Annotated in this window: 17 protein-coding genes; 8 read left to right on the plus strand and 9 right to left on the minus strand. The window is 42.8% G+C overall.

The genetic code is table 11. The features are described 5' to 3' along the window. Positions 1–87 precede the first annotated feature (87 nt). Both ACED59_RS14980 and ACED59_RS14985 read left to right on the plus strand, forming a co-directional pair. Complete coding sequence (locus tag ACED59_RS14980) at positions 88–768, plus strand: hypothetical protein (protein WP_009846420.1); 681 nt, start codon at positions 88–90, stop codon at positions 766–768. A 121-nt stretch (positions 769–889) separates the two neighbouring features. Next, positions 890–1090, plus strand: coding sequence for a DUF4250 domain-containing protein (locus tag ACED59_RS14985; protein WP_009846421.1), 201 nt, complete (start codon positions 890–892; stop codon positions 1088–1090). A gap of 156 nt (positions 1091–1246) precedes the next feature. Here the strand turns inward: ACED59_RS14985 and ACED59_RS14990 are convergent, their stop codons facing one another. Then, complete coding sequence (locus ACED59_RS14990; protein ID WP_009846422.1) at positions 1247–2158, minus strand: LysR substrate-binding domain-containing protein; 912 nt, start codon at positions 2156–2158, stop codon at positions 1247–1249. Between the two features lie 278 nt (positions 2159–2436). Here ACED59_RS14990 and metE point away from each other — a divergent pair, with 278 nt between their 5' ends. Continuing rightward, the gene (metE, locus tag ACED59_RS14995; protein WP_017098519.1) at positions 2437–4785 is read left to right on the plus strand and encodes a 5-methyltetrahydropteroyltriglutamate--homocysteine S-methyltransferase; all 2349 of its coding nucleotides are present in this window, start codon (positions 2437–2439) and stop codon (positions 4783–4785) included. Positions 4786–4921: 136 nt separating this feature from the next. On the opposite strand, the gene ACED59_RS15000 is transcribed toward metE, so the two are convergent. From ACED59_RS15000 to ACED59_RS15025, 6 genes are all read right to left on the minus strand, one after another. Continuing rightward, entirely contained in the window at positions 4922–5320 is a 399-nt protein-coding gene (locus ACED59_RS15000) for a GspS/AspS pilotin family protein (protein WP_009846424.1), read from the minus strand. A 1-nt stretch (position 5321) separates the two neighbouring features. After that, positions 5322–5618, minus strand: a complete 297-nt coding sequence (locus ACED59_RS15005) for a YciI family protein (protein ID WP_009846425.1) — start codon at positions 5616–5618, stop codon at positions 5322–5324. Between the two features lie 209 nt (positions 5619–5827). Continuing rightward, positions 5828–6226: an acyl-CoA thioester hydrolase YciA gene (gene yciA, locus ACED59_RS15010; protein WP_017098521.1), complete on the minus strand. Its 399-nt coding sequence runs from the start codon at positions 6224–6226 to the stop codon at positions 5828–5830. A gap of 195 nt (positions 6227–6421) precedes the next feature. After that, the gene (locus tag ACED59_RS15015; RefSeq protein ID WP_371704965.1) at positions 6422–7024 is read right to left on the minus strand and encodes a septation protein A; all 603 of its coding nucleotides are present in this window, start codon (positions 7022–7024) and stop codon (positions 6422–6424) included. A 161-nt stretch (positions 7025–7185) separates the two neighbouring features. Then, complete coding sequence (locus tag ACED59_RS15020; protein ID WP_012603658.1) at positions 7186–7434, minus strand: hypothetical protein; 249 nt, start codon at positions 7432–7434, stop codon at positions 7186–7188. Between the two features lie 285 nt (positions 7435–7719). Then, positions 7720–8607 (minus strand): LysR substrate-binding domain-containing protein, encoded by an 888-nt coding sequence (locus ACED59_RS15025; RefSeq protein WP_135383933.1) that lies wholly within the window; start codon positions 8605–8607, stop codon positions 7720–7722. Positions 8608–8788: 181 nt separating this feature from the next. On the opposite strand from ACED59_RS15025, the gene hisC reads away from it, so the two are divergent. Together hisC and ACED59_RS15035 are read left to right on the plus strand one after the other, a co-directional pair. Then, positions 8789–9922, plus strand: a complete 1134-nt coding sequence (gene hisC / locus ACED59_RS15030) for a histidinol-phosphate transaminase (protein WP_017104259.1) — start codon at positions 8789–8791, stop codon at positions 9920–9922. Positions 9923–9932: 10 nt separating this feature from the next. Beyond that, on the plus strand, positions 9933–10706 hold the full coding sequence (locus ACED59_RS15035; RefSeq protein WP_371704966.1) for an ABC transporter substrate-binding protein: 774 nt from the start codon (positions 9933–9935) through the stop codon (positions 10704–10706). A gap of 210 nt (positions 10707–10916) precedes the next feature. Here the strand turns inward: ACED59_RS15035 and ACED59_RS15040 are convergent, their stop codons facing one another. Then, positions 10917–12281 (minus strand): hypothetical protein, encoded by a 1365-nt coding sequence (locus ACED59_RS15040; RefSeq protein ID WP_009846432.1) that lies wholly within the window; start codon positions 12279–12281, stop codon positions 10917–10919. 19 nt (positions 12282–12300) lie between these two features. Then, positions 12301–12573, minus strand: coding sequence for a hypothetical protein (locus tag ACED59_RS15045; RefSeq protein ID WP_009846433.1), 273 nt, complete (start codon positions 12571–12573; stop codon positions 12301–12303). A gap of 370 nt (positions 12574–12943) precedes the next feature. Between ACED59_RS15045 and ACED59_RS15050 the strand changes: the two genes are divergently transcribed. From ACED59_RS15050 to ACED59_RS15060, 3 genes are all read left to right on the plus strand, one after another. Next, a complete protein-coding gene (locus ACED59_RS15050; protein WP_371704967.1) occupies positions 12944–17086 on the plus strand; it encodes an ATP-binding protein in 4143 nt (1380 codons plus the stop codon). Then, on the plus strand, positions 17083–18288 hold the full coding sequence (locus ACED59_RS15055) for an EAL domain-containing protein (RefSeq protein WP_012603664.1): 1206 nt from the start codon (positions 17083–17085) through the stop codon (positions 18286–18288). Before ACED59_RS15050 ends, ACED59_RS15055 begins: the two co-directional genes overlap by 4 nt. A 103-nt stretch (positions 18289–18391) precedes the next feature. After that, positions 18392–20011 carry a methyl-accepting chemotaxis protein gene (locus ACED59_RS15060; protein WP_009846436.1) on the plus strand — a complete coding sequence of 540 codons (1620 nt, stop codon included), beginning with the start codon at positions 18392–18394 and terminating at the stop codon, positions 20009–20011. Positions 20012–20013: the final 2 nt, after the last annotated feature.

A 20013-nucleotide genomic window follows, 5' to 3' on the forward strand; every position in this document is an offset into this window, starting at 1 on the left:
TCTCGTCTCTAATTTATGATTTTGATTAGTGTTCGCACCAGTTTTTGATATTATTCGCGAAAATAAGTTTGAAGAAGTAGATCCACAATGGTCGAAACGTTATTAGTACAATTTGCTCCGATGCTATTAGGAGCCCAACTGATCTTAACCCTCATCTTAGTGAAAGGGGATATTTGCCCGGGACAACGTGGCCGCATTCACAAGATGTTGCCTGCAATTGGCGTGCTTTGGCTTGCCGTTGCCTCATTAAGAATTGAAGCATTTCTTGTCGTGTTCGCGATCTTTTATTTCTATTCTCAAGTTCAAACCAAGAAGACTCGAGATTCTGGCCCTATTTGGGTGATGTATTTAGCTTGTGGTTTAGCACTGTCATACGTTGCTATACAAGCGACGGAGCAAGCAACCACAGTCGGTATTATTAGCACTTTATTACTCGTGGTTTTATTGGGGGCAGCGTTTGGTCATTTACTGCTGACGATTGCAAGAACACGCTTACAGGCTTTTCACCGTGTTCTGCCCGTTGTTGGTGTGCTGACGGGGATGTTGGTGGTTTTGGCGACGGTCATAAATGTTTACTCTCTGTCTGAAGCTCAATTAGAGCCAATGATTTCAACTCTGCTGTTTAGCTTTGCTTTGCTAATCTCTGCTATCGTGGTGTGGTGTTGGCATTTATTGTTCGTTAAAACCCCTGAAAAGCTTCAGCTGACTATTTCATTGTTGATGTTATTGGCGGCGGCTGTTGGTTTAACGCCAGTTTGGGCGATGTAGGCGGTTACTGATCTCACAAGCCTTTCGGTGTTGAATCGAAAAAGTGTGATCTGTTTTTTAGCGGGGTGTTGGTAAGCGTTCTAAACTTAAATCTAGTCGGTGTGTTCGTTAGGAGTACGGGATGGATTTAAGCAACGTCAAAGGTTTCGATAGCATTATTTTGCTGGGAATCGTGAATGAAAAACTTCGCTTAGAATGCGATAGCTTTGAAGAGCTGATCAGTATGTATGAAATGGATATAGAAAGTGTCGTGGGCAAGCTTGATATGTTGGGCTATCAATACGACCCACTGACTAATCAATTCAAGTCTTACTCAAGATAAGCTCACAATGAGAGTTTCTTCTATCGTGGATTAACACTCATTACCTGTTGTCGGTATTGGCAATAAAAAAGTCACAGATAATCTGTGACTTTTTTTGTTTCTGGCGCATATCTATCAGGTTCAACGCAGGCATAAACTAACCCAACAACGAGTCTCTTAAACGACCTCAATGCCATCTAGGTGACTCTTACTTTGCTGTCTTGCCGTGCTAAAGAAAGCTTGTAGGTAACGTTTGTCTTTTTCTGAGTTTCTTACCGCTGCGAACAACCTTCTTGAAAGCCCGTTACCCAATGGTTTACTGGCGATTAACCCTTGTCTCGAAAATTCACTGATTGCCCAATTTGGCAACGCAGCAACCCCTAAGCCTGCCGATACCATTTGCACTAACATCAATGTGTTGTCTGCTTGTTTCCATTTCTTTGGTTCAACGCCTGCTGGTTGCAAAAAGTGTTTCACTACATCGAGACGCTGTTTTTGAACCGGATAAGAGAGCATGGTTATATCGCTAAGATCTTGCGGTTCTATGCTCTGTTTTTCTGCCAAAGGTGAGTTGATTGCAGTGATCAAACGCATCTCAAAATCAAAGAGAGGTTCGTAGTGAACCTCAGAGCGAGGCTGAATGTCTGATGTGATCACCAAGTCGAGTTCGCCTGCCATTAGTGCGGGTAGGGGTTCAAAGCCAAACCCTGACGAGAAATCAAGGGTTACACTTGGCCAAGCAACTTGGTACTCCTTCAAAGCGGGCATTAACCATTGGAAGCATGAGTGACACTCGATCGCCATGTGCAATCGACCATTCACATCTTCTTTTAGGCTTGCGAGTTCGTTTTCAGCTTTGGCGATTTGTGGCTGTATCTCATCAGCCAGTTTTAACAAGATTTCGCCTTCCGAGGTAAATTTAACCGGCCTTGTTTTACGCAAAAAAAGCTGACCGCCAATTCGAGCCTCAAGGTCTTTCAACTGGTGAGAAAGTGCCGACTGAGTCAGATGAAGAGAAGTTGCAGTCGCGGTTAGCGAGCCGCTGTCTCTCAAGGTGGTCAATGTTCGAAGGTGTTTAAGCTCTATCATGAGTATTCCTCATATTCCCTAAGCTAATTCAATATTTCTTAATAATCACCCTACGGTGTTTTCTTTCATTTGTAAACGTCTGGATGTCCAGATGGATTTAATAAATTAGCGGTTAGATTATTAAAGATGAAAATTATTAATAAACAAGATGAATATTTGGACCTTGTTCATCGTTCAGATTAGGGAGATAGTTTAGCCATCCAGACGCCTTTGTTAAAAATGCAATCATTACAGGCAGTCTGACCGGAAATTAAAATTATCGAATAAGGAACACACACATGACGACAACAACGCATATTCTTGGCTACCCACGTATCGGTGAAAAACGCGAACTCAAATTCACTCTCGAGAAGTACTGGCGCGGTGAGATCGATCAATCTGAGCTTAAGCAGATCGGCAGTGAATTAAGAAATCGTAACTGGAATGTACAAGCTGACGCGAATCTAAGCTTTGCAACTGCGGGTGACTTCGCATGGTATGACCATGTACTAACTACGACTCTACTTCTAGGCCACGTTCCCAAGCGCCATGCTGGTGGATCAGAAGATGAAAAAGCCTTCCCAGATTTAGATACCTTGTTCCGCGTTGGTCGTGGTCAGTCTCAAGTTCAATCTACTTGCTGCGGTGGTTCGCATACGTCGAATGATGTCACTAAAGACAGTTCAGCTGCTTCTGACATGACCAAGTGGTTCAACACTAACTATCACTACATTGTTCCTGAGTTCAGCAAAGATGACTCTTTTGAAGTAAGTTGGCCTCAACTGTTTGATGAAGTGAATGAAGCGATTAAAGCAGGACACAAAGTTAAGCCTGTACTCCTTGGGCCACTCTCTTACTTATACCTAGGCAAAGAAGTGGAAGATGGGTTTGACCGCTTATCTCTACTTCCTCGCCTTCTTACCGCGTATCAAGCCATTTTGGCAAAGCTCTCAAAGCTTGGCGTAGAGTGGGTCCAAATTGATGAGCCAATCCTGGCTTTGGAGCTTGATAATCAGTGGGTAGATTCATTCAAGCTGGCTTACCAAGTGATTCAAGGCGATGTAAAACTACTACTTACCACTTACTTTGATTCGGTCACAGATACATTAGATAAAATCGTAGATCTGCCTATAAACGGCTTACATATCGACTTAGTAGCAGCACCGCAGCAACTCGATGAAGTGGTTAATAAGTTACCGGAAGATTGGGTACTTTCTGCGGGTGCAATCAATGGACGCAATGTGTGGCGAGCTGACTTAGCCGCGCAGCTTGAGTTACTGCAACCTGTGAAAGACAAACTAGGAGATAAGCTTTGGATCGCAAGTTCATGTTCATTGCTGCATAGTCCTGTTGATTTGGAGTTAGAAGAAACGCTTAGCGAAGAAGTGAAGAGTTGGTTTGCCTTCGCAAAACAGAAAGTCACCGAGGTGAGCTTGTTGGGTGCGGCGTTAGACGGCGATCAAAATGCCATTTTGGCGTGTGAGACTTACAGCCAACCAATTGTTGCCCGTAAGAACGCGACTCATGTGAACAAGCCACAAGTTCAGGCTCGTATCAATACCATTACCAAAGCACTGGCAGAACGCAGTGCTCCATACGCAGAGCGCGCAGCGCATCAGTCTGAAGTTCTCGGGTTACCGCTGTTACCAACCACAACCATTGGTTCGTTCCCACAGACAGGAGAGATTCGTCTTCAGCGTAGTGCTTACCGAACTGGCAAACTGAATGAAGCGGAATACACAACCGCATTGAAAGGTCATATTGCTGATGCGGTTAAGCGCCAAGAAGCCTTAGATTTGGATGTGCTTGTGCATGGTGAGGCGGAACGCAATGACATGGTGGAGTACTTTGCAGAAAACCTAGCAGGCTTCCAAACCACTAAGTTTGGTTGGGTACAAAGTTATGGCTCTCGTTGCGTGAAACCGGCGATTGTGGTTGCGGATATTGAGCGTGAAAAACCAATGACGGTCGAGTGGTCGACTTATGCTCAATCTCTAACTTCAAAGCAGATGAAAGGCATGCTCACAGGGCCAGTGACTATCTTATGTTGGACATTCCCACGTGAAGATATCTCGCGTAAAGAGATCACTAATCAATTGGCATTTGCGCTGCGTGATGAGGTGTCTGATCTGCAAGACGCAGGAATCAACATTATTCAAATCGATGAGCCTGCTATTCGCGAAGGTTTGCCTTTGAAAAAGCGCGACCATGCAGAGTACTTAGAATGGGCAGTGGATGCCTTTAAGATCTCAGCGGCGAGTGCTAAACCAGAAACTCAGATTCATACCCACATGTGTTACAGCGAGTTCAACGAGATCATTGATTCAGTGGCCGCGCTAGATGCCGATGTGATTACCATTGAGACTTCTCGTTCGAACATGGAACTACTGAAAGCGTTTGAAGAGTTTAACTATCCGAATGCGATTGGACCTGGCGTTTATGATATTCACTCGCCAAACATCCCTTCAGAAGAGTGGATTGTTGATTTACTTAAGAAAGCGGCAGAAAAAATACCTGCAGAACGTTTATGGGCAAACCCTGATTGTGGGCTGAAGACACGTAATTGGGCAGAGACAGAAGCGGCACTCACTAACTTAGTTTCGGCGACGAAGACACTGCGTAAAGAGTGGGAATCAGCTGAGGCATAATTCAGTCTAAGATTTGATTGACCCTCTACTCCACGATGACCCACAAAAAAGGCCTCGCATTTGCGAGGCCTTCTGGTTTTATACTTGTTCGAATCTCGAATCTCGAATCTCGAATCTCGAATCTCGAATCTCGAATCTAGCGGCTGCTCTGACACGTCTCTTTGCTGATCAGCTTTTCAACCATCAGTTGTCCGCGTGTATTGCGAATTTTGATGTTGTAAGCTAAGCCCATGTCGAGGTTAGCTCTTACTTCAGAGTTGGTGCAGTAGCTATTCACACTCATGTCTACAACTTGGTTTAAAGGCTTAGCGCCTTTCGCATCTTGGTTGTAGATCATCATGATTTCGACGACAGTATTTTTTGCTAGCACACGCATGATAGAGAGTGGACCATACTCAATAGGTAGGCCGGCAGATAAAACACCCGCACGATGGTGAGCCATCATCTCTAACTGTCTTTGTTTGTCTTGTTCACTTGATGAGCTACAGCCTGCGAGTAGGGCAATAGCCAGTGACCCAATAATCCATTTTTTCACGTTAAAATACTTTCTTGAATGGTTTAACAATCACATTCTGGTAGACACCAGCAGCGATGTACGGGTCTGCATCAGCCCATGCTTGTGCGTCTTCCAAAGAGTTGAATTCAGCAATCACAGTAGAACCAGTGAAGCCTGCTTCGCCAGGGTTATCGGAGTCAATTGCTGGCATTGGACCTGCTGTTAACAGTCGGCCTTCATTGTGAAGTGTTTGTAGGCGTTCTAGATGTTGTGGGCGAACACTTAGGCGTTTTTCTAATGAGTTTTCGACGTCTTGAGAAAAAATCACGTACCACATGTTGAGATATCCTTATGTTACTTCACTGAATTAGAGCGATTAAATTAGTTATCTGGCTAATTTACGCGAACTAATCGGTATTGGAAGAGTTAATGATAAGAAATTGTGAATTGGTGCGAGGTGAATTGGTACGAGAGAATTGTATGGTCTCTAGTAATTTCATTTATAAAAACTAAAGACCATCGACATCATGAGCTCAACGAAAATTGCTATTTTTTGATTGGGCGAGGTTTACCGCTTTCGTCTACAGCAACGTAGTTGAATGTCGCGCCACATACCTTGTAACGATCGCCAATACCGTGATCAAGTACCGGCTTAACCCATACCTCTAGGTCGATATTCATAGAGCTGCGGCCAATCTTGGTGCAGTCGCCATAAACACAGACTACATCGCCAACCGACACTGGCTGTTTGAATTCGATGCTTGATACTGACACGGTGACTATCTTGCCGTTAGAGATCTCTTTCGCCAGTATCCCGCCAGCAAGGTCGAGCTGAGACATTATCCAACCACCGAAAATCTGGCCTGCTGCATTGGTATCAGAAGGCATCGCCAAAGTGCGAAGAAGTAAAGAACCAATCGGGTTCAAAGTTGATTGAATAGTCATTGTTGTACTCTTAATGGTATTGATTGTTTTAAATTTAAATAGATGTGTTTGCGGGGTTCGCGGTGGTCGTATTTTTAACGTATTCACCGAACACAAACAATCAGTGGCCAATGATCACGAGTATCATTGGCCACTGTTAAATCGCATATTGATAATAATTGTATCAAAAAGGGGGGGAGGACTCATCCCTAAGGGTTATTTCTCCTCGGTATTTTTACCTGAGAGCTCTTGTTGCGTATCGTTTTGTGTTTCTTGGTCTCTTTGCTGATGCTTATCTTTTGGCAAATGTTTATAGATATAAACGCCCGTTAGCAAGGTAAATGCAAAAGTAGCGATTAGTAAGCCAAACACTTTGAAGTTGACCCACACATCCAATGGCAGGTTGAAAGCAACGTAAACATTGAGGATCGCACACAATGTGAAGAACAGAGTCCAAGCCCAGTTGATCTTGCCCCATACTGCTTCAGGAAGAGAGATCTCTTTACCCAACATGCCTTTAATCGCTGATTTTCCCATTAGGTGACTGACTGTAAGGCCGATAGCAAATAGCGCATAAACGATGGTCACTTTCCATTTTATGAAGTTGTCATCATGCAAAAAGATGGTCATGCCACCAAATACGGCAACCATCAAGAATGTGATGATCTGCATTTTCTCTACTTTCTTGTAGATGATGTACGTCAAAATGATTTGTACTGCGGAAGCAACAATCAATGCACCTGTAGCGGTGTAGATGTCGTACATCTTGTAAAGCGCAAAGAAAATAATGAGAGGAATGAAATCAAGAATTTGCTTCATGTGGCACTGACTATCCAGTTCGTTGAGTTGCAGACAGTCTAACCAAAACTGTCTCGATGCTAAATAGCTCGAGACAATTGGATGCCAATTAATTACATCTAACCGTTTTGACAAGTTTAACCCCAATAAAGGATTGAAGCGCCTAATCGAGATTAAGAACGTTATTGCATTGATGTGGTTTGGTAGCGAGGTATTAGCTTCTTGATATCTTCAAGGTAACCTTCGCTCTTTAAACTGTCTAAGGTGTTCTCGAGCTCTTGCTCGCTCATGGCAAAACATGTCGATTTGCCGGTCGTTAGGTCAAGGTATTCGTGATATTCACGCTCTGTGAAGTGGCCAATTCTGTCCATTAATAGAGTTTTAATTCCATGGTGAATTAAGCCGTAATATGTATGTCTTTGTAAGGTCATAGCCTATCCTCCGTGACAAGCTGCAGTGAAACTGGTGCAACTTGCTGTATATTGGTTGGGTTGTCTATGACAAAGCAATTCGAATGCCATTTAATCCATTGGGGTAGAATTTCTGACGTAAAAAGTTGAATTAATTTTCTTTTCAACTAGTTAAAGAAACGTTCGTTCTATTCTATAGATACCAATACGTAGCGAGCGTAAAATAGTTTCATTTTGAGAATGGTGAAATTCTCATTATGACGATCTATTAAAGCTACAGTGGGGGCTTACCCAAGATGATTGCCGCTAATCGACAAGCCAATCGACTAAGGTTGATAACGACGTATTTTGACGATTTTTGGGTTGCAGCAAGAAGTAACCATTTCCAGAGAAAACACTACCTTCACTCACTTTCACCAATCTCCCTAAATCGATGTCTTGCTTGGCGAGAGTGATGTCGCCAATCGCAATCCCAAAGCCCTGTATCGCGGCGTTCATCGCTTGATCGAGCGTCGCGAATTGTTGGTTGTTCTTGCTTGAAAGGTCGTGGCTGCCTATGTGTTCCAACCAAAGCCGCCAATCACTCTGCTCATTGTTGGCGTGCAACCAAGTGTATTGGGCGAGCTGATGTGGCTTGATGATGGTCGACGTGTCGCTGACAAGATGGCTTTGCGTAATGCTTTGCGCTTGGCAAACGGGCGCTAGCTGCTCGTTAAACAATAACTGGCTGATAATCGATTGCTGGTTTGGCTTCTTACCATAGGTAATAACGGCATCAAAAGGGTCAAAGCTTGGTTCAAAAACGTGCTTGATGGTCGACGTGAGTTCGACATCAATTTCAGGATAGGCTTGCTGAAAAGACATCAACTTGGGTAGCAGCCAAGAGGTAATACAACTTGGTGCGTTGAGCTTGATCTTCGATGGAGAGCTGGCAACTTGATTTAACGCCGATTGCAGTTGTTGGATGGTATCTTGAATCAGCGGAACCAGTTCTTCTCCCTTAGGTGTTAATGACAACCCGCGAGCATGTCGGTAGAAAAGATCGCACCCGAGACTTTCTTCAAACGACAATACCTGACGACTCACTGCACCTTGCGTAACATTCAGCTCATGTGCCGCTCGCGTAAAATTGAGGTGCCTTGCCGTCGACAAGAACGCGAGCAAGGTTTTAGTTGAAGGAAGTGTGCGATTCATATCTTTACCTATGATTTTTTATCATGGCTATTATGTGATTATTTCGATTCATTTATCAATAGTGTTCTGTTTGAATGTAAATACTTAATCATCATTTGTGATTCAATATGTGTATAGGTCACATTTATTGAATATGAAGGCAATGATGAAGACATTGTGATTTTGTGAAAGGGATAGCTTCTTGACATCTTTTATTGATAGCTTAGTACCTCAGGCTGTAAAAAAATTAATACCTTATCAATCGGCAAGAAGAATTGGTGGTGATGGACGTGTTTGGTTAAACGCCAATGAATTGGAAAGCTCGCTGTTTCAAGGAGAAGCAAGTCACAACCGATACCCAGACTTCTTACCACAAGATATTGCTAAGGCTTACCAAGATTACTGTGGCACTGATGCCGCGACGGTTGCTGTCCGTGGTGCAGATGAAGCGATTGATTTGCTGATTAGAACATTCTGTAAGCCGGCGAGCGACAACATACTTATCTGTTCTCCAACCTATGCGATGTATGAGTTTTGCGCCGATGCATTGGCGATTAATACTTTAGACTCTCCATTGCAGGAAGACTTCAGCCTTAACGTCGCTGATATAGTGAATAAAGCGGAATTGGCTAATATCGTGTTTCTTTGCTCACCAAACAACCCTACGGGCAATGTGATCCCTAAATTGGATTTGATTCAGGTACTGGAAGGCACGATTGGCAAGTCGCTAGTGGTAGTCGATGAAGCGTATATCGAATTTGAACCACAAACGTCAGCTGTGAGCCTTATTGCGCGTTATCCGCATTTGGTTGTGATTCGCACCTTGTCTAAGGCGTTTGGATTGGCTGCGGTTCGATGTGGCTTTATCTTAGCGAGTCAAAATGTGATGCAGTATGTCGCGAAACTGATTCCCCCTTATCCAATGCCAGATTGCTCATCTCAAATAGTGCTAGACGCATTGTCTGATGAACGAATTGCGTTGATGGAAAGCGCGACGTTAAAGTTGGTTGAATTGCGTAATCGGTTTGCTTGTGAGCTAACGCGGTTTGAATTTATAGAACAGGTTTACCCTTCATCGACTAATTTCGTTTTGCTACGTCAAAAACCGGGGCACCATGTGTTTAGCGTATTGGCGAAGGATGGCATTGTGACAAGAAACCAAAACCACGAACCTGCTTTGCGTAACTGTGTACGAATCAGTATTGGTAGCCAAGAGAGCATGCTAGAAGTGATAACGTCACTAACACGCTACCAAACCGAATTAGAAAAGAATCAACAAGGCAAACAATCTCAGCATAAAGAAACTCAATCTCAACTCGATAAAGATCATATCTAGGATGGCAATGATGAAAAAGATAATACTAGGACTCGCTTGTGCGGCCGCTTTACTTGGTACAACGGTACAGGCGAAAGAAATCCGTTTGGCGTCAGACTTTACGTATCCGCCATTCAACTATAAAAACAGTGACGGTGTGCCTGTCGGGTTTGATATTGAGATAGCTGACGCTTTGTGTGAGCAAGCTAAATTAGACTGTACTTGGGTTTCACAAAATTGGGATTCGCTAATTCCAAGCTTATTGGCAAGAAAGTCAGATGTGATTATGGCTTCGATGCGTATTACTGAAGAGCGTAAGCGCAAGATTTTGTTTACTGATAAGTACTACCAAACTCCAGCCGTATTTGTTGCAGCTAAAAGCGTGGAGTTCAGCGTAGATGAGGCAGGCTTAACAGGCAAAACCATAGGTGTTCAGCAAGGTACGATTCACGATCGTTACGTAACCGACAAGTTTGGCGATGTGGCAAACATTAAGCGTTATACCGGCCAAGATGAAGTCTATCTGGATATGCAGAATGGGCGTCTAGATTTAACGTTTGGTAACTCTGATCAACTTTCATTGGCTTTCTTAGATAAGAAAGAAGGTGAGGGTTTTGAATTCAAGGGTAAAGCGGTAACAGACAAAGCCTACATTGGCGAAGGTACGGCTTTAGCACTAAGAAAGCAGGATTCAAAACTGGCGAAACAATTCAATGCCGCGATTGAAGAGATTAGAGCAAATGGCACCTATGATAAGATCGCAGCGAAGTACTTCACATTTGATATCTATGGCGCTGATTTGTAATTCGCCTAACATCTGAAAGTAGAACACAAATAAAAACCCGAGGGCTGTGAGGCTCTCGGATTTTTATTGGCTCCAAAAGACCATTGTTTAAGTGTTTAAGTGTGTAGTTGGGAAGGGGAGAAGAGACGTACAAAAAAAGCCACTCGACTGAGTGGCTTAGTGCAAGGAAAGTAGGCAGTGCCTTGCGAACAATCGTAACTAATGATCTGATTAGTATATTTTATTCCAATCAGCAATCGTCACATCGCTATTGTCGTAATTGATAGCTTCTGCTGTAACCTTAGATATCTCATTTAATAATTGAATATCTTCTGCGTCCGTCACGGTTACTGGAGCAACAATGACCGAGTTATTTGATTTTACCTGTAGTGAGTAAGAGTTATTCGTTAGAACACCGTTGGTTTCCACTACCGATAGCCCGTTTAAGCTTAGGGGATGAGCTAGGGAATACTCAGCAATTAAATTCGCGGTTTGTAACTCTTCAGCACTGAACTTCACACCTTTAAAACCATCGTAATAGTAACGGCCATGGATCAGGGAATCTTCGAATTTGAATGCATCAACGAATAGAGATGTAGCCTTGTTAGGGGCCTTTGTCTCATAGTTTACTTGAACAAAGTATTCGGTTTCGGTTGAATCTTCACTTACGAAACCAGGAATTAATTTGCCTCCAGATTCGACAGCACTTGAAGCGACTGACACTGTACCGTAGCCAGACTCGGCGCGGCTCTCAACTTTAAACTTCTCGTTGTCACTATTACAGTCCTGACATGCCACGTTGATAAACTTTGAATACGCTTGCGTAGGATCTGAGGAGTTTTTATTAACTTGAGTACGTCTAAACAGACCTGTTCCAGGAGTGTCATCGCTTGATGTTTGATAGAAAGTAAAAGACTCAAATTGCTCTTCGGGCTCGTCACTGAAGTTATAACTGTTTTCAAGAATGAAGACGAGTTCACCGCCAGTGTTACCTACGTTTGAGCTGTAAGCAATGATCTCTTGGGGAATTGAGGATTCAAATTCTGATTTTGCGGTGCTCTGATTTAACTTGGGTGCCCAATCATTTGGATCTTGGCATTCGCCTTTGGATGCGAAATAGATAATAGAGACGGGGAGCGTAGTGATACCATTTTTTGTGCCGTATTGATCGACAACATAATCAATACCCGGCCAATTCTTCGCTTCTACGTTTTCTGCAATACAGAAATCCATCACCTCTTTATCGACACCTTGTGTCTTAGGGTTTTTCTTCAAGTAGTCAACGACAAAGCCGACTTCTTGAGATGCGTCGATCAACTCCTGTCTAGTTTCCAACGGAAGTTCCGTGTTCTGCGAACCCGTAGTCAAAGATGTTAGCAATCCAGTTGGGGAGGTTTTTAATTGCTTAACATTTGTTGCGTCCATATAAAGCGCAGCAGAGTCAAAAAATGACGCTTTAAGCTTAGTTGTAATCATTTCATCAATGCTACTACGCATGTTCTCACCGACTTCATGAGCACCATTGTAGTGGGCGTTAACGATAGATGAAGAGAATAGGCTTATACAAATGGTTGAAGCTAAAACGGTTTTTTTCATAATACAAATCCTTCAATATCTATTGTTTAACTTGACTGAATTTGGTCGGTGTAGAGATAGATAGGCTCGTCTTTCCGACAGGCAAGTTCATAATCGTATTAACGCCTTCTGAGCTCAGTTTTTTTGATTGCAAATCTACCTTGTTCAGTTTTTGGTTTAGAGTAGATTTAGTCGCGGTAACTTGCTGGGTTTTAGGCTTTGAAGTGGTGGTTGATTTTTTTGAACTATCTCCCCCGCAGCCGATCAAAGCTATAGGTAATATAATTGCACTGATATGTAGAAATTTAATCATTGTTATGGGACCTCATATAACATCGGGGAGACCAACCTAGTAGCTGATTGGGTTATTAAGCTTTGTATCAACTGCTTACAATTCATTTTATAAGTCATACTGCCAAAACGGAGCAACCGATTGCGTTAAACAGAAGTTCCATATTGTTCAGTGCAAATTGGTGAGTCGAGACTGTGAATAAGATATAAGGTGCACTAATTAATAAAACTCTAGGTTATTCATGTTCCGCGCTTTTAATCTACTTTCTCTAATTATCCTGGCTTCTTCCGTATCTTTTTACGTTAAGGCTAGTGGTTCGATTACAATCGGAGTTCAAACCTCAGGATTTTCTCCGTACGTTGTTGTCCAAGAGGGGGAGGTTTCGGGATTATTGCCTGAATTGACCGGTTTCTATGCAGAGCGTGAGTTGAATGGCTTGGAGTTTGTCGGTTTTCATTCTCCGTCGGATCTAAATAACGTACTTAAAACTGAACAAGTTGATGCCATTATTACGGCTGAACAAAATGTTTCTAGTAGCGGTGTTATTTACTCTAAACCTATCTTATCTAGTCGAATGGTTAGCCTAAGTAGTGAGCCTATTGAAAGCCACTTATTAATGAAGGGACGAAACCTGGCTTATTTTGAAGACTCGAGTAACGCGTCTTCTGTGAAATCGCTTCTCCCATTTTCTTCTTTTAAGTCATATTCATCCTATCAAACCGCGATTGCTGCTGTAGCTCGAGAGAACGCGTTAGCCATTGTTGACGATGGAGTGTTACTGCACAACAAGTTAATGAATAGCCCCTATGAGTTATTTTTGTCGGTCAACTTACATGATGGTTTACCCTTAAATAATTATGTTATTGCCTTGCTGGATACGCCTGAAAATAGGAAGTTGCTGGGTATTATCAATAACGCTATAAACCAAGATAACTCAAGCAAGCTTGTTAATATTCGCAAAAAGTGGTTGAACGAAATACAAAGGCGTCTTCTGTTAGTCGTTAGTAAAAACAAGCTGCTATTAACTGAAAAAGAACAGCAGTTCCTTCTTCTTAATCCGAACATATATGTATCATCGACGGCAGACTCTAAGCCTATATCTTTCATGAATAGTGAAGGTAAGCCTGATGGTATTTCGATTGATATATTGAGTGAAATATCCCGACTTACGGGGTTAAACTTTATTTACGACAACGACCTCGATTTACAGGGCAACCAAGCTCATCCAGTTTCTCTTCCAGTAATTCATACTAAGGCGACACCTTCTACTGGTGACGATGAGCATCACCTCTATTCTAAGCCTTTCATGGTTGAGCCGTGGGCACTGGTTGGTAAAAGTGATACGAGTAAATTGGCGGTATTCGGTGAGTTAACGAAGAGCTCCGTTATTGGAACTATAAACGACAGTGTCGGAATAGAGCTTGTGAAACGCTATTGTGAGGCTTGCCCAATTAAGACCTATAGCTCTGAGTTGCTTTTGCTCGATGCCGTGGATACAGGAGAGGTAGACTCAGCGATGCTTTCGCTCTATTTAGCGTCTCCTCTATTACAGGGCCAGTATTCAGGGTACTTACGTGTAACAAGCCTGCTATCTAAAGACAACGATATTCCAGTCGCCTACAGTGTCGAAGCCGACCAAGAAGTGCTGAACAATATTATTAACAAAGCGCTGTTCGCTATACCTCATCACAAGTATCAGCAGATCAAGAAGCATTGGTTGGATGTGTCTTATGAATCAGGCGTGGATACGGCAGATGTTATCTTGGGTGCTGCCATTTTAATCTCTGTAGCATCGGTGCTCATTATGCTTGTAATGGCATGGAGCTGGAAACTAAGACGTGAAGTTGAAGATCGAAAGCGAACTGAATCCGCTCTCAAACATCAAGTGGAGTTCGAGCGTTCATTGTTGGACGCAATGCCGTTTCCTATTGTTGTGCGTAACTTGGATAACCAGATAATCAGTCTGAACAGTGCCGCGCAGCAGCTTACTGGTTTTGAGTTAATCGAAGGAACCATCGTTAATAACTCCGATGAAGACACAATGATCCATCACGGGGTTGTTTTACCTCGCTTAGAAAAAGAAGTCGTTTCGCCGCAAGGCAGTAAACACTACGCGTATTGGAAGTGCCCTTATATCTCCAACGGGAATATCGAAGGCTCAGTGACCATTCTTGATGATCTTACTGAGCTTTACGAAGCGAAAAAAATTGCAAAAAGTGCCGATGACCGAGTACAGAAACTGGCGAACAATTTGCATGGCGCGGTTATACAGCATATTCAGCCCAAACGAAGTCTTCACGATATTGAATTCGTCTTTATTAGTAATGGGGTAGAGGAGCTTTTAGGGCTTACTCCTGCTCAATTGCGCCGCTCTCCAATTAGTTTTTTCGCACCGCTTAATGCTCAGGATCGTCGAACCTTAATTAAGAAGGTACGTAGTGGAAATAAAGAGGGAAAACTAAGCCTCGATATTGGAGTGAATATTGATAACCAAAACCGATGGCTCAATTTGCAGAGCAAGATTTCTGATCTTGGCGATTATTATGAATGGGACTCTGTTCTTACTGATATAACAGAGCTTAAACAACAGCAAGAAGAGCTAACACAAGCAAGACAAAGTGCTATCGCCGCAACTGAGGCCAAGTCTCGATTTTTGGCAAACATGAGTCATGAAATCCGCACTCCATTGGGAGGGATTGTTAGCTTGTTGGAATTGTCAGAGCAATATGAAGTTGGTTATGAAGTTCAGAAAATCCATACAACGCTGAGTCAATCGGCGAATAACCTACTGCATATTGTTAACGATATACTCGATTTCTCGAAAATTGAAGCCGGTAAGCTGACCCTAGATTATCAGCCTGCAAGTCTAGATACATTGACCCTTAGAGTGACTCAGTTGCAGGCGAGGCAAGCTCACGCCAAAGGGTTACAGTTCAAATTTTGGTTAGACCCTGAGTTGAATGATTTAGTCTTAATGGATGATATTCGTATTGGACAGGTTTTAAATAACTTGTTGAGCAATGCCATTAAATTTACAGAATATGGAACCGTAGGTTTAGCGGCAAAGTTACTCGACCTGGATGGTGAACAGCAACAAATTTGTTTCGAGGTGTTTGACAGTGGCATCGGTATCAGTGAAGAACACATTCGAAACCTATTCCAACCTTTTGTTCAAGCCGATGAAGGAACCACGAGGAAATATGGTGGTTCAGGCCTTGGTCTGACTATCTCGAAGCAACTTATTGAACAAATGGGTGGCAGTCTTAACGTAACGAGTAAGATCAACATTGGTTCAACGTTCTCTATTACGCTGCCGCTTAAAACGCTCGCTGAAAATAACAGGGCGGACATGAATGGCAAGGTGGCGCTACTTACCAAAACGTTCATGCAGCAATCTGAATTAGAGAACTATCTAACATCTTGGGGTATTAAGGTTATCTCAAAGAATGTTCAGGTGACTAAAGAGCTCGCACACTGGGTCGATACCATTGAGCCTGATTTTGTGTTTATTCCTCATGAGCTAGATCAGAGCATTGATACGTTCGCCGAAAGCGTGCAGTTTATTTGTGTCAGTGAACAAGGAATGCTTTCGCCGGCGCCATGCAAATTGGGCTGGAATCTGTCAGCAAACCCATTGTTGCCTTCGCAGTTGATGCACTGTTTGCACAACTGTCCTGCGTTTGTGGAAGATGTTGTCCAAGATGATAATAATCTGAAATTGAGTACTGAGTCGCGCGAGTCTGCCAAACAGAATCAAAGACTTATCTTAATAGCGGAAGATCACCCAATCAATCAACAGATAATTCTTCAACAAATTGAGCAATTAGGTTTCCATGCCGACATGGTAGATAACGGCAAGGAAGCACTTGTTGCCTTAGATAATGAAGATTATGGGCTGCTAATTACCGATTGCCACATGCCTGAGATGGATGGCTACGAATTAACGAGGCAGATCCGAGTAAAAGAGCAGACCCAAAACCAACCTCGTCTTCCGATCATTGCGTTAACCGCAAACGCTGTGCAAGGCGAAAATGATAAGTGCTTTGAGATTGGTATGGATGACTTCTTATCAAAACCAACCAAATTAAGGGTGATTGGCGACACCATAATCAAACATCTTGATAAGGTGCAATCTGTTGTCGATAAGCCTTGTATTAGTTCCTCGGAGCCTAAAAGTGAGCCGAGCTCTGCTCCGATTGATCTCGCCAACTTAACCGAATTGTTTGGTGACCAAGATCTCGTCATGCAGATCATCACTGACTTTATCAAGAGCCATCAAGCTGACATGCCTCTGCTTCAAGCTGCGTGTGAACAGCGAGATCTCGAAGCCATTAAACAGGTAGCTCATAAGATGAAGGGAGCTGCAAAAATGGTAGGCACAGAGGACATTGCCAATCAATTGCAAACAATGGAATTGGTCTCCTTAAGTGACTTAGATGGTATTCAAGCACATTACGATAACCTCGAACAGCTGACGAACCAATTGAAGACTTATTGTTCAGAATCAATCAAACCATTTAAGGAGCTACCATGAACCAGCATGTTGTAGTGATAGAAGATCACCCTTTTCAATTGAATGTAATGGGGATGGTTTTAAAGAGTTTGGGTATGGAAAATGTCCAACCTTTTGAATGTGGATATAAGGCTCTAGAGTTTATTGAAGCCTCTTCTGTCGATTTGATCTTATGTGATCTGAATATGCCGATGATCGATGGTATCGAACTCCTAAAACGCCTTGCTGAGGCCGATTTTCAAGGCAATATCATCATCACAAGTGCGGAAAGCAAAACAGTGCTCGATGCCGCAAGGAAGATGTGTAAAGCGTTTAACCTGAATTTGCTTGGTGTTCTTGAGAAGCCAATAGCAAAAGAGTCGCTGTCAAAGTTAATTAACCTTAACTCTACAAAAGAAGCGGCTGCTTCTAATTCTAATAGCGACATCGTTATTACGGATGAAGACATAGCAAAAGCGGTAAGCAACCAAGAGTTTATGTTCTATTACCAACCGATAGTGTGTATCCATAGTGGTGAATGGCGAGAAAGTGAATCGCTAATTCGATGGCAGCACCCTCGTTATGGCGTACTCAGCCCTTTTTTCTTTTTGTCTCGGTTACTTGAGTCAGGAAAAATGGGAGAGGTGATGAAGTATTTAATCAATCAAGCGATCAATGAGAAGTCATTTCTCGGAGAGCGGAGATTTGCAATAAACCTGACAGCTAAAGATATTATTGACGGTGATATTGTTGATTATATCTTCGCTTTGATCGACCAAGGTGAACTTGAGACAGAGCAGATAAAATTGGAATTAACAGAATCTGATTTAGTTGAAAGTGTCGCTCTTGCTTTAGCGTCCACCACGAGGATATGCATGCGCGGTATTCCCCTGGCGATTGACGACTTTGGAACAGGTTACTCTTCACTCAAGCAATTAGATGACCTGCCATTTTCAGCACTGAAACTGGATATCGACTTTGTGAAAAACATTCAGAGCAGTCGTTCAAGCCATGCCATTGTTCGCGCTACTCTCTACTTGGCTCACTTATTAGAACTGAGTACGGTTGCTGAAGGGGTTGAGGATCATTCTCTTTGGATGGACATTCGTGAAATCAGTAATGTCGACACATTGGTTCAGGGCTATTTTATCGCTCGTCCAATGCCCGCTCGTAAACTATTAGAGTGGAAAGAAGACTGGGACAGCAAAATTAAAGAGCTGAACTTAATTAAAGAAATTAAATAAGCGGGCTTTGAACATAACGGTAAATTTGTTTAGTGAATGTGTTCGCTATTAAATATGAACAAACGTTACCATCAGCCACAACCAGCGCTAATGAAAAAACCTTATGCTATTGTCTCGCTATATCAACATTAAAGTACAGTTTATTGTACTGCTCTCAATAATATCTCTTAGCCTAGCTGCCATTATCTCAATAAATGTCTTTATTCATAATGATAATAGTCAGCGCCTAAAGCAGTTAGAGTCAAGTTACTACCCTGCACTTGAGCATGCGACGAAAATATATTCTCTTTTACCTAACGTGAAGCAACAGTTCGAAGCTGCTGTCGTGATGGAAGATGAGCAAGCTCTCGATTTTGCACGTCAAATTTCTTCTGAACTGCAAGTTGAAGCGAGTCGTGGTGCCGATGTTTTACCTTCACAAGCGACAGCTTTTAATAAACTGTCACAACAACTAGCAAGGTACACGGATTCTGCGTACGCGCTGAGCGAAGATTTTATTAATCTCAATGACTCTTTCGAGAGCCTGACCTCCAGAGCGAACCAACTTAGCACTGAATATGATTCATTAGTTGCGTTAAGCGAGACGTTACGTGCATCCGCGAGTCAGAAGGTCGTAGACACTATCTTGCACTCTGAAAAAGCCGCAAACGACGCTGCGAATCAATCTATTTGGTTAGGTGTGTTCTTTTTGATCTCTGTGATTTCGGTTGGTTACGCAATATTCAAATCGGTTATTAGCTCAATATTGCTTGTGACAGAAAAGATGAAGGCGATTGCGACTGGGGATGGTGACTTAACGGTACGCATCGACTACGCAGGAAAAGATGAGATATCAACGCTTGTTGAGAGTTTCAATCAATTCATTGAAAAGCTACAAGGCATTATCGCGAGTACGTTAAGCATTGGACACGAGCTTGAGGTTGTCAGCGACAAGATTCGTAGCGAGTCGAATCAAACCTTGGCTCTAAATAGCACTCAACGTGATCACATCGAAGAGGTTACCGAGGCGGTCAATAACATCATCGACCTCATAGAACAAGTTGTTAACTTTGCATCGCATGCAGATTCTCAAGCTCAAAAAGCCAATTCTAGTGCTCAAACAGGAACACAAGTGGTTCTTAAAACGAGTAAAGAAATTGAAGAGCTTGCGACAAACATCCGTGATACGGCCTGTAAGTTGAAAGAACTCGATCAGAATGCAAGCAATGTTGGCTCAATACTAAACACAATACAAAGTGTCGCTGAGCAAACGAATTTGTTAGCACTAAATGCTGCAATTGAAGCTGCGCGAGCTGGTGAACATGGCCGAGGCTTTGCTGTTGTGTCCGACGAAGTGCGCGTGTTAGCGAACAATACTCAACAATCCGCAACAGAAATTAATGCCTTGTTGGTCGACCTTAAGTCCGGCTCTAACGCTGCTGTTGGCGCTATGGACCAAGGCTTAGCGAGCTCGTCACAGGCGGTTGGAGACGCGCAAAACGCGGGTGACTATCTATTAGAAATTAGTGGCCAGGTAGAAGAAATTACCGAGCTCAACAAACAAATTGCAAGTACTACAGAGCATCAAGCTCGTGCTTCAAAACAAATCCACACCCATATGGATGATTTTAGACAGTGCTCTCATCAAGTGTCTCAGTCGACAGATCAACTCGAAGCTCTAAGTCACCAACTGAGTGGCATCGTTACAGAGCTGAGTAAATCAACATCACAATTTAAAGTATAACG

It is taken from the genome of Vibrio sp. FF266, assembly GCF_041439695.1.
In the GTDB taxonomy this organism is placed as follows: domain Bacteria; phylum Pseudomonadota; class Gammaproteobacteria; order Enterobacterales; family Vibrionaceae; genus Vibrio; species Vibrio tasmaniensis_A.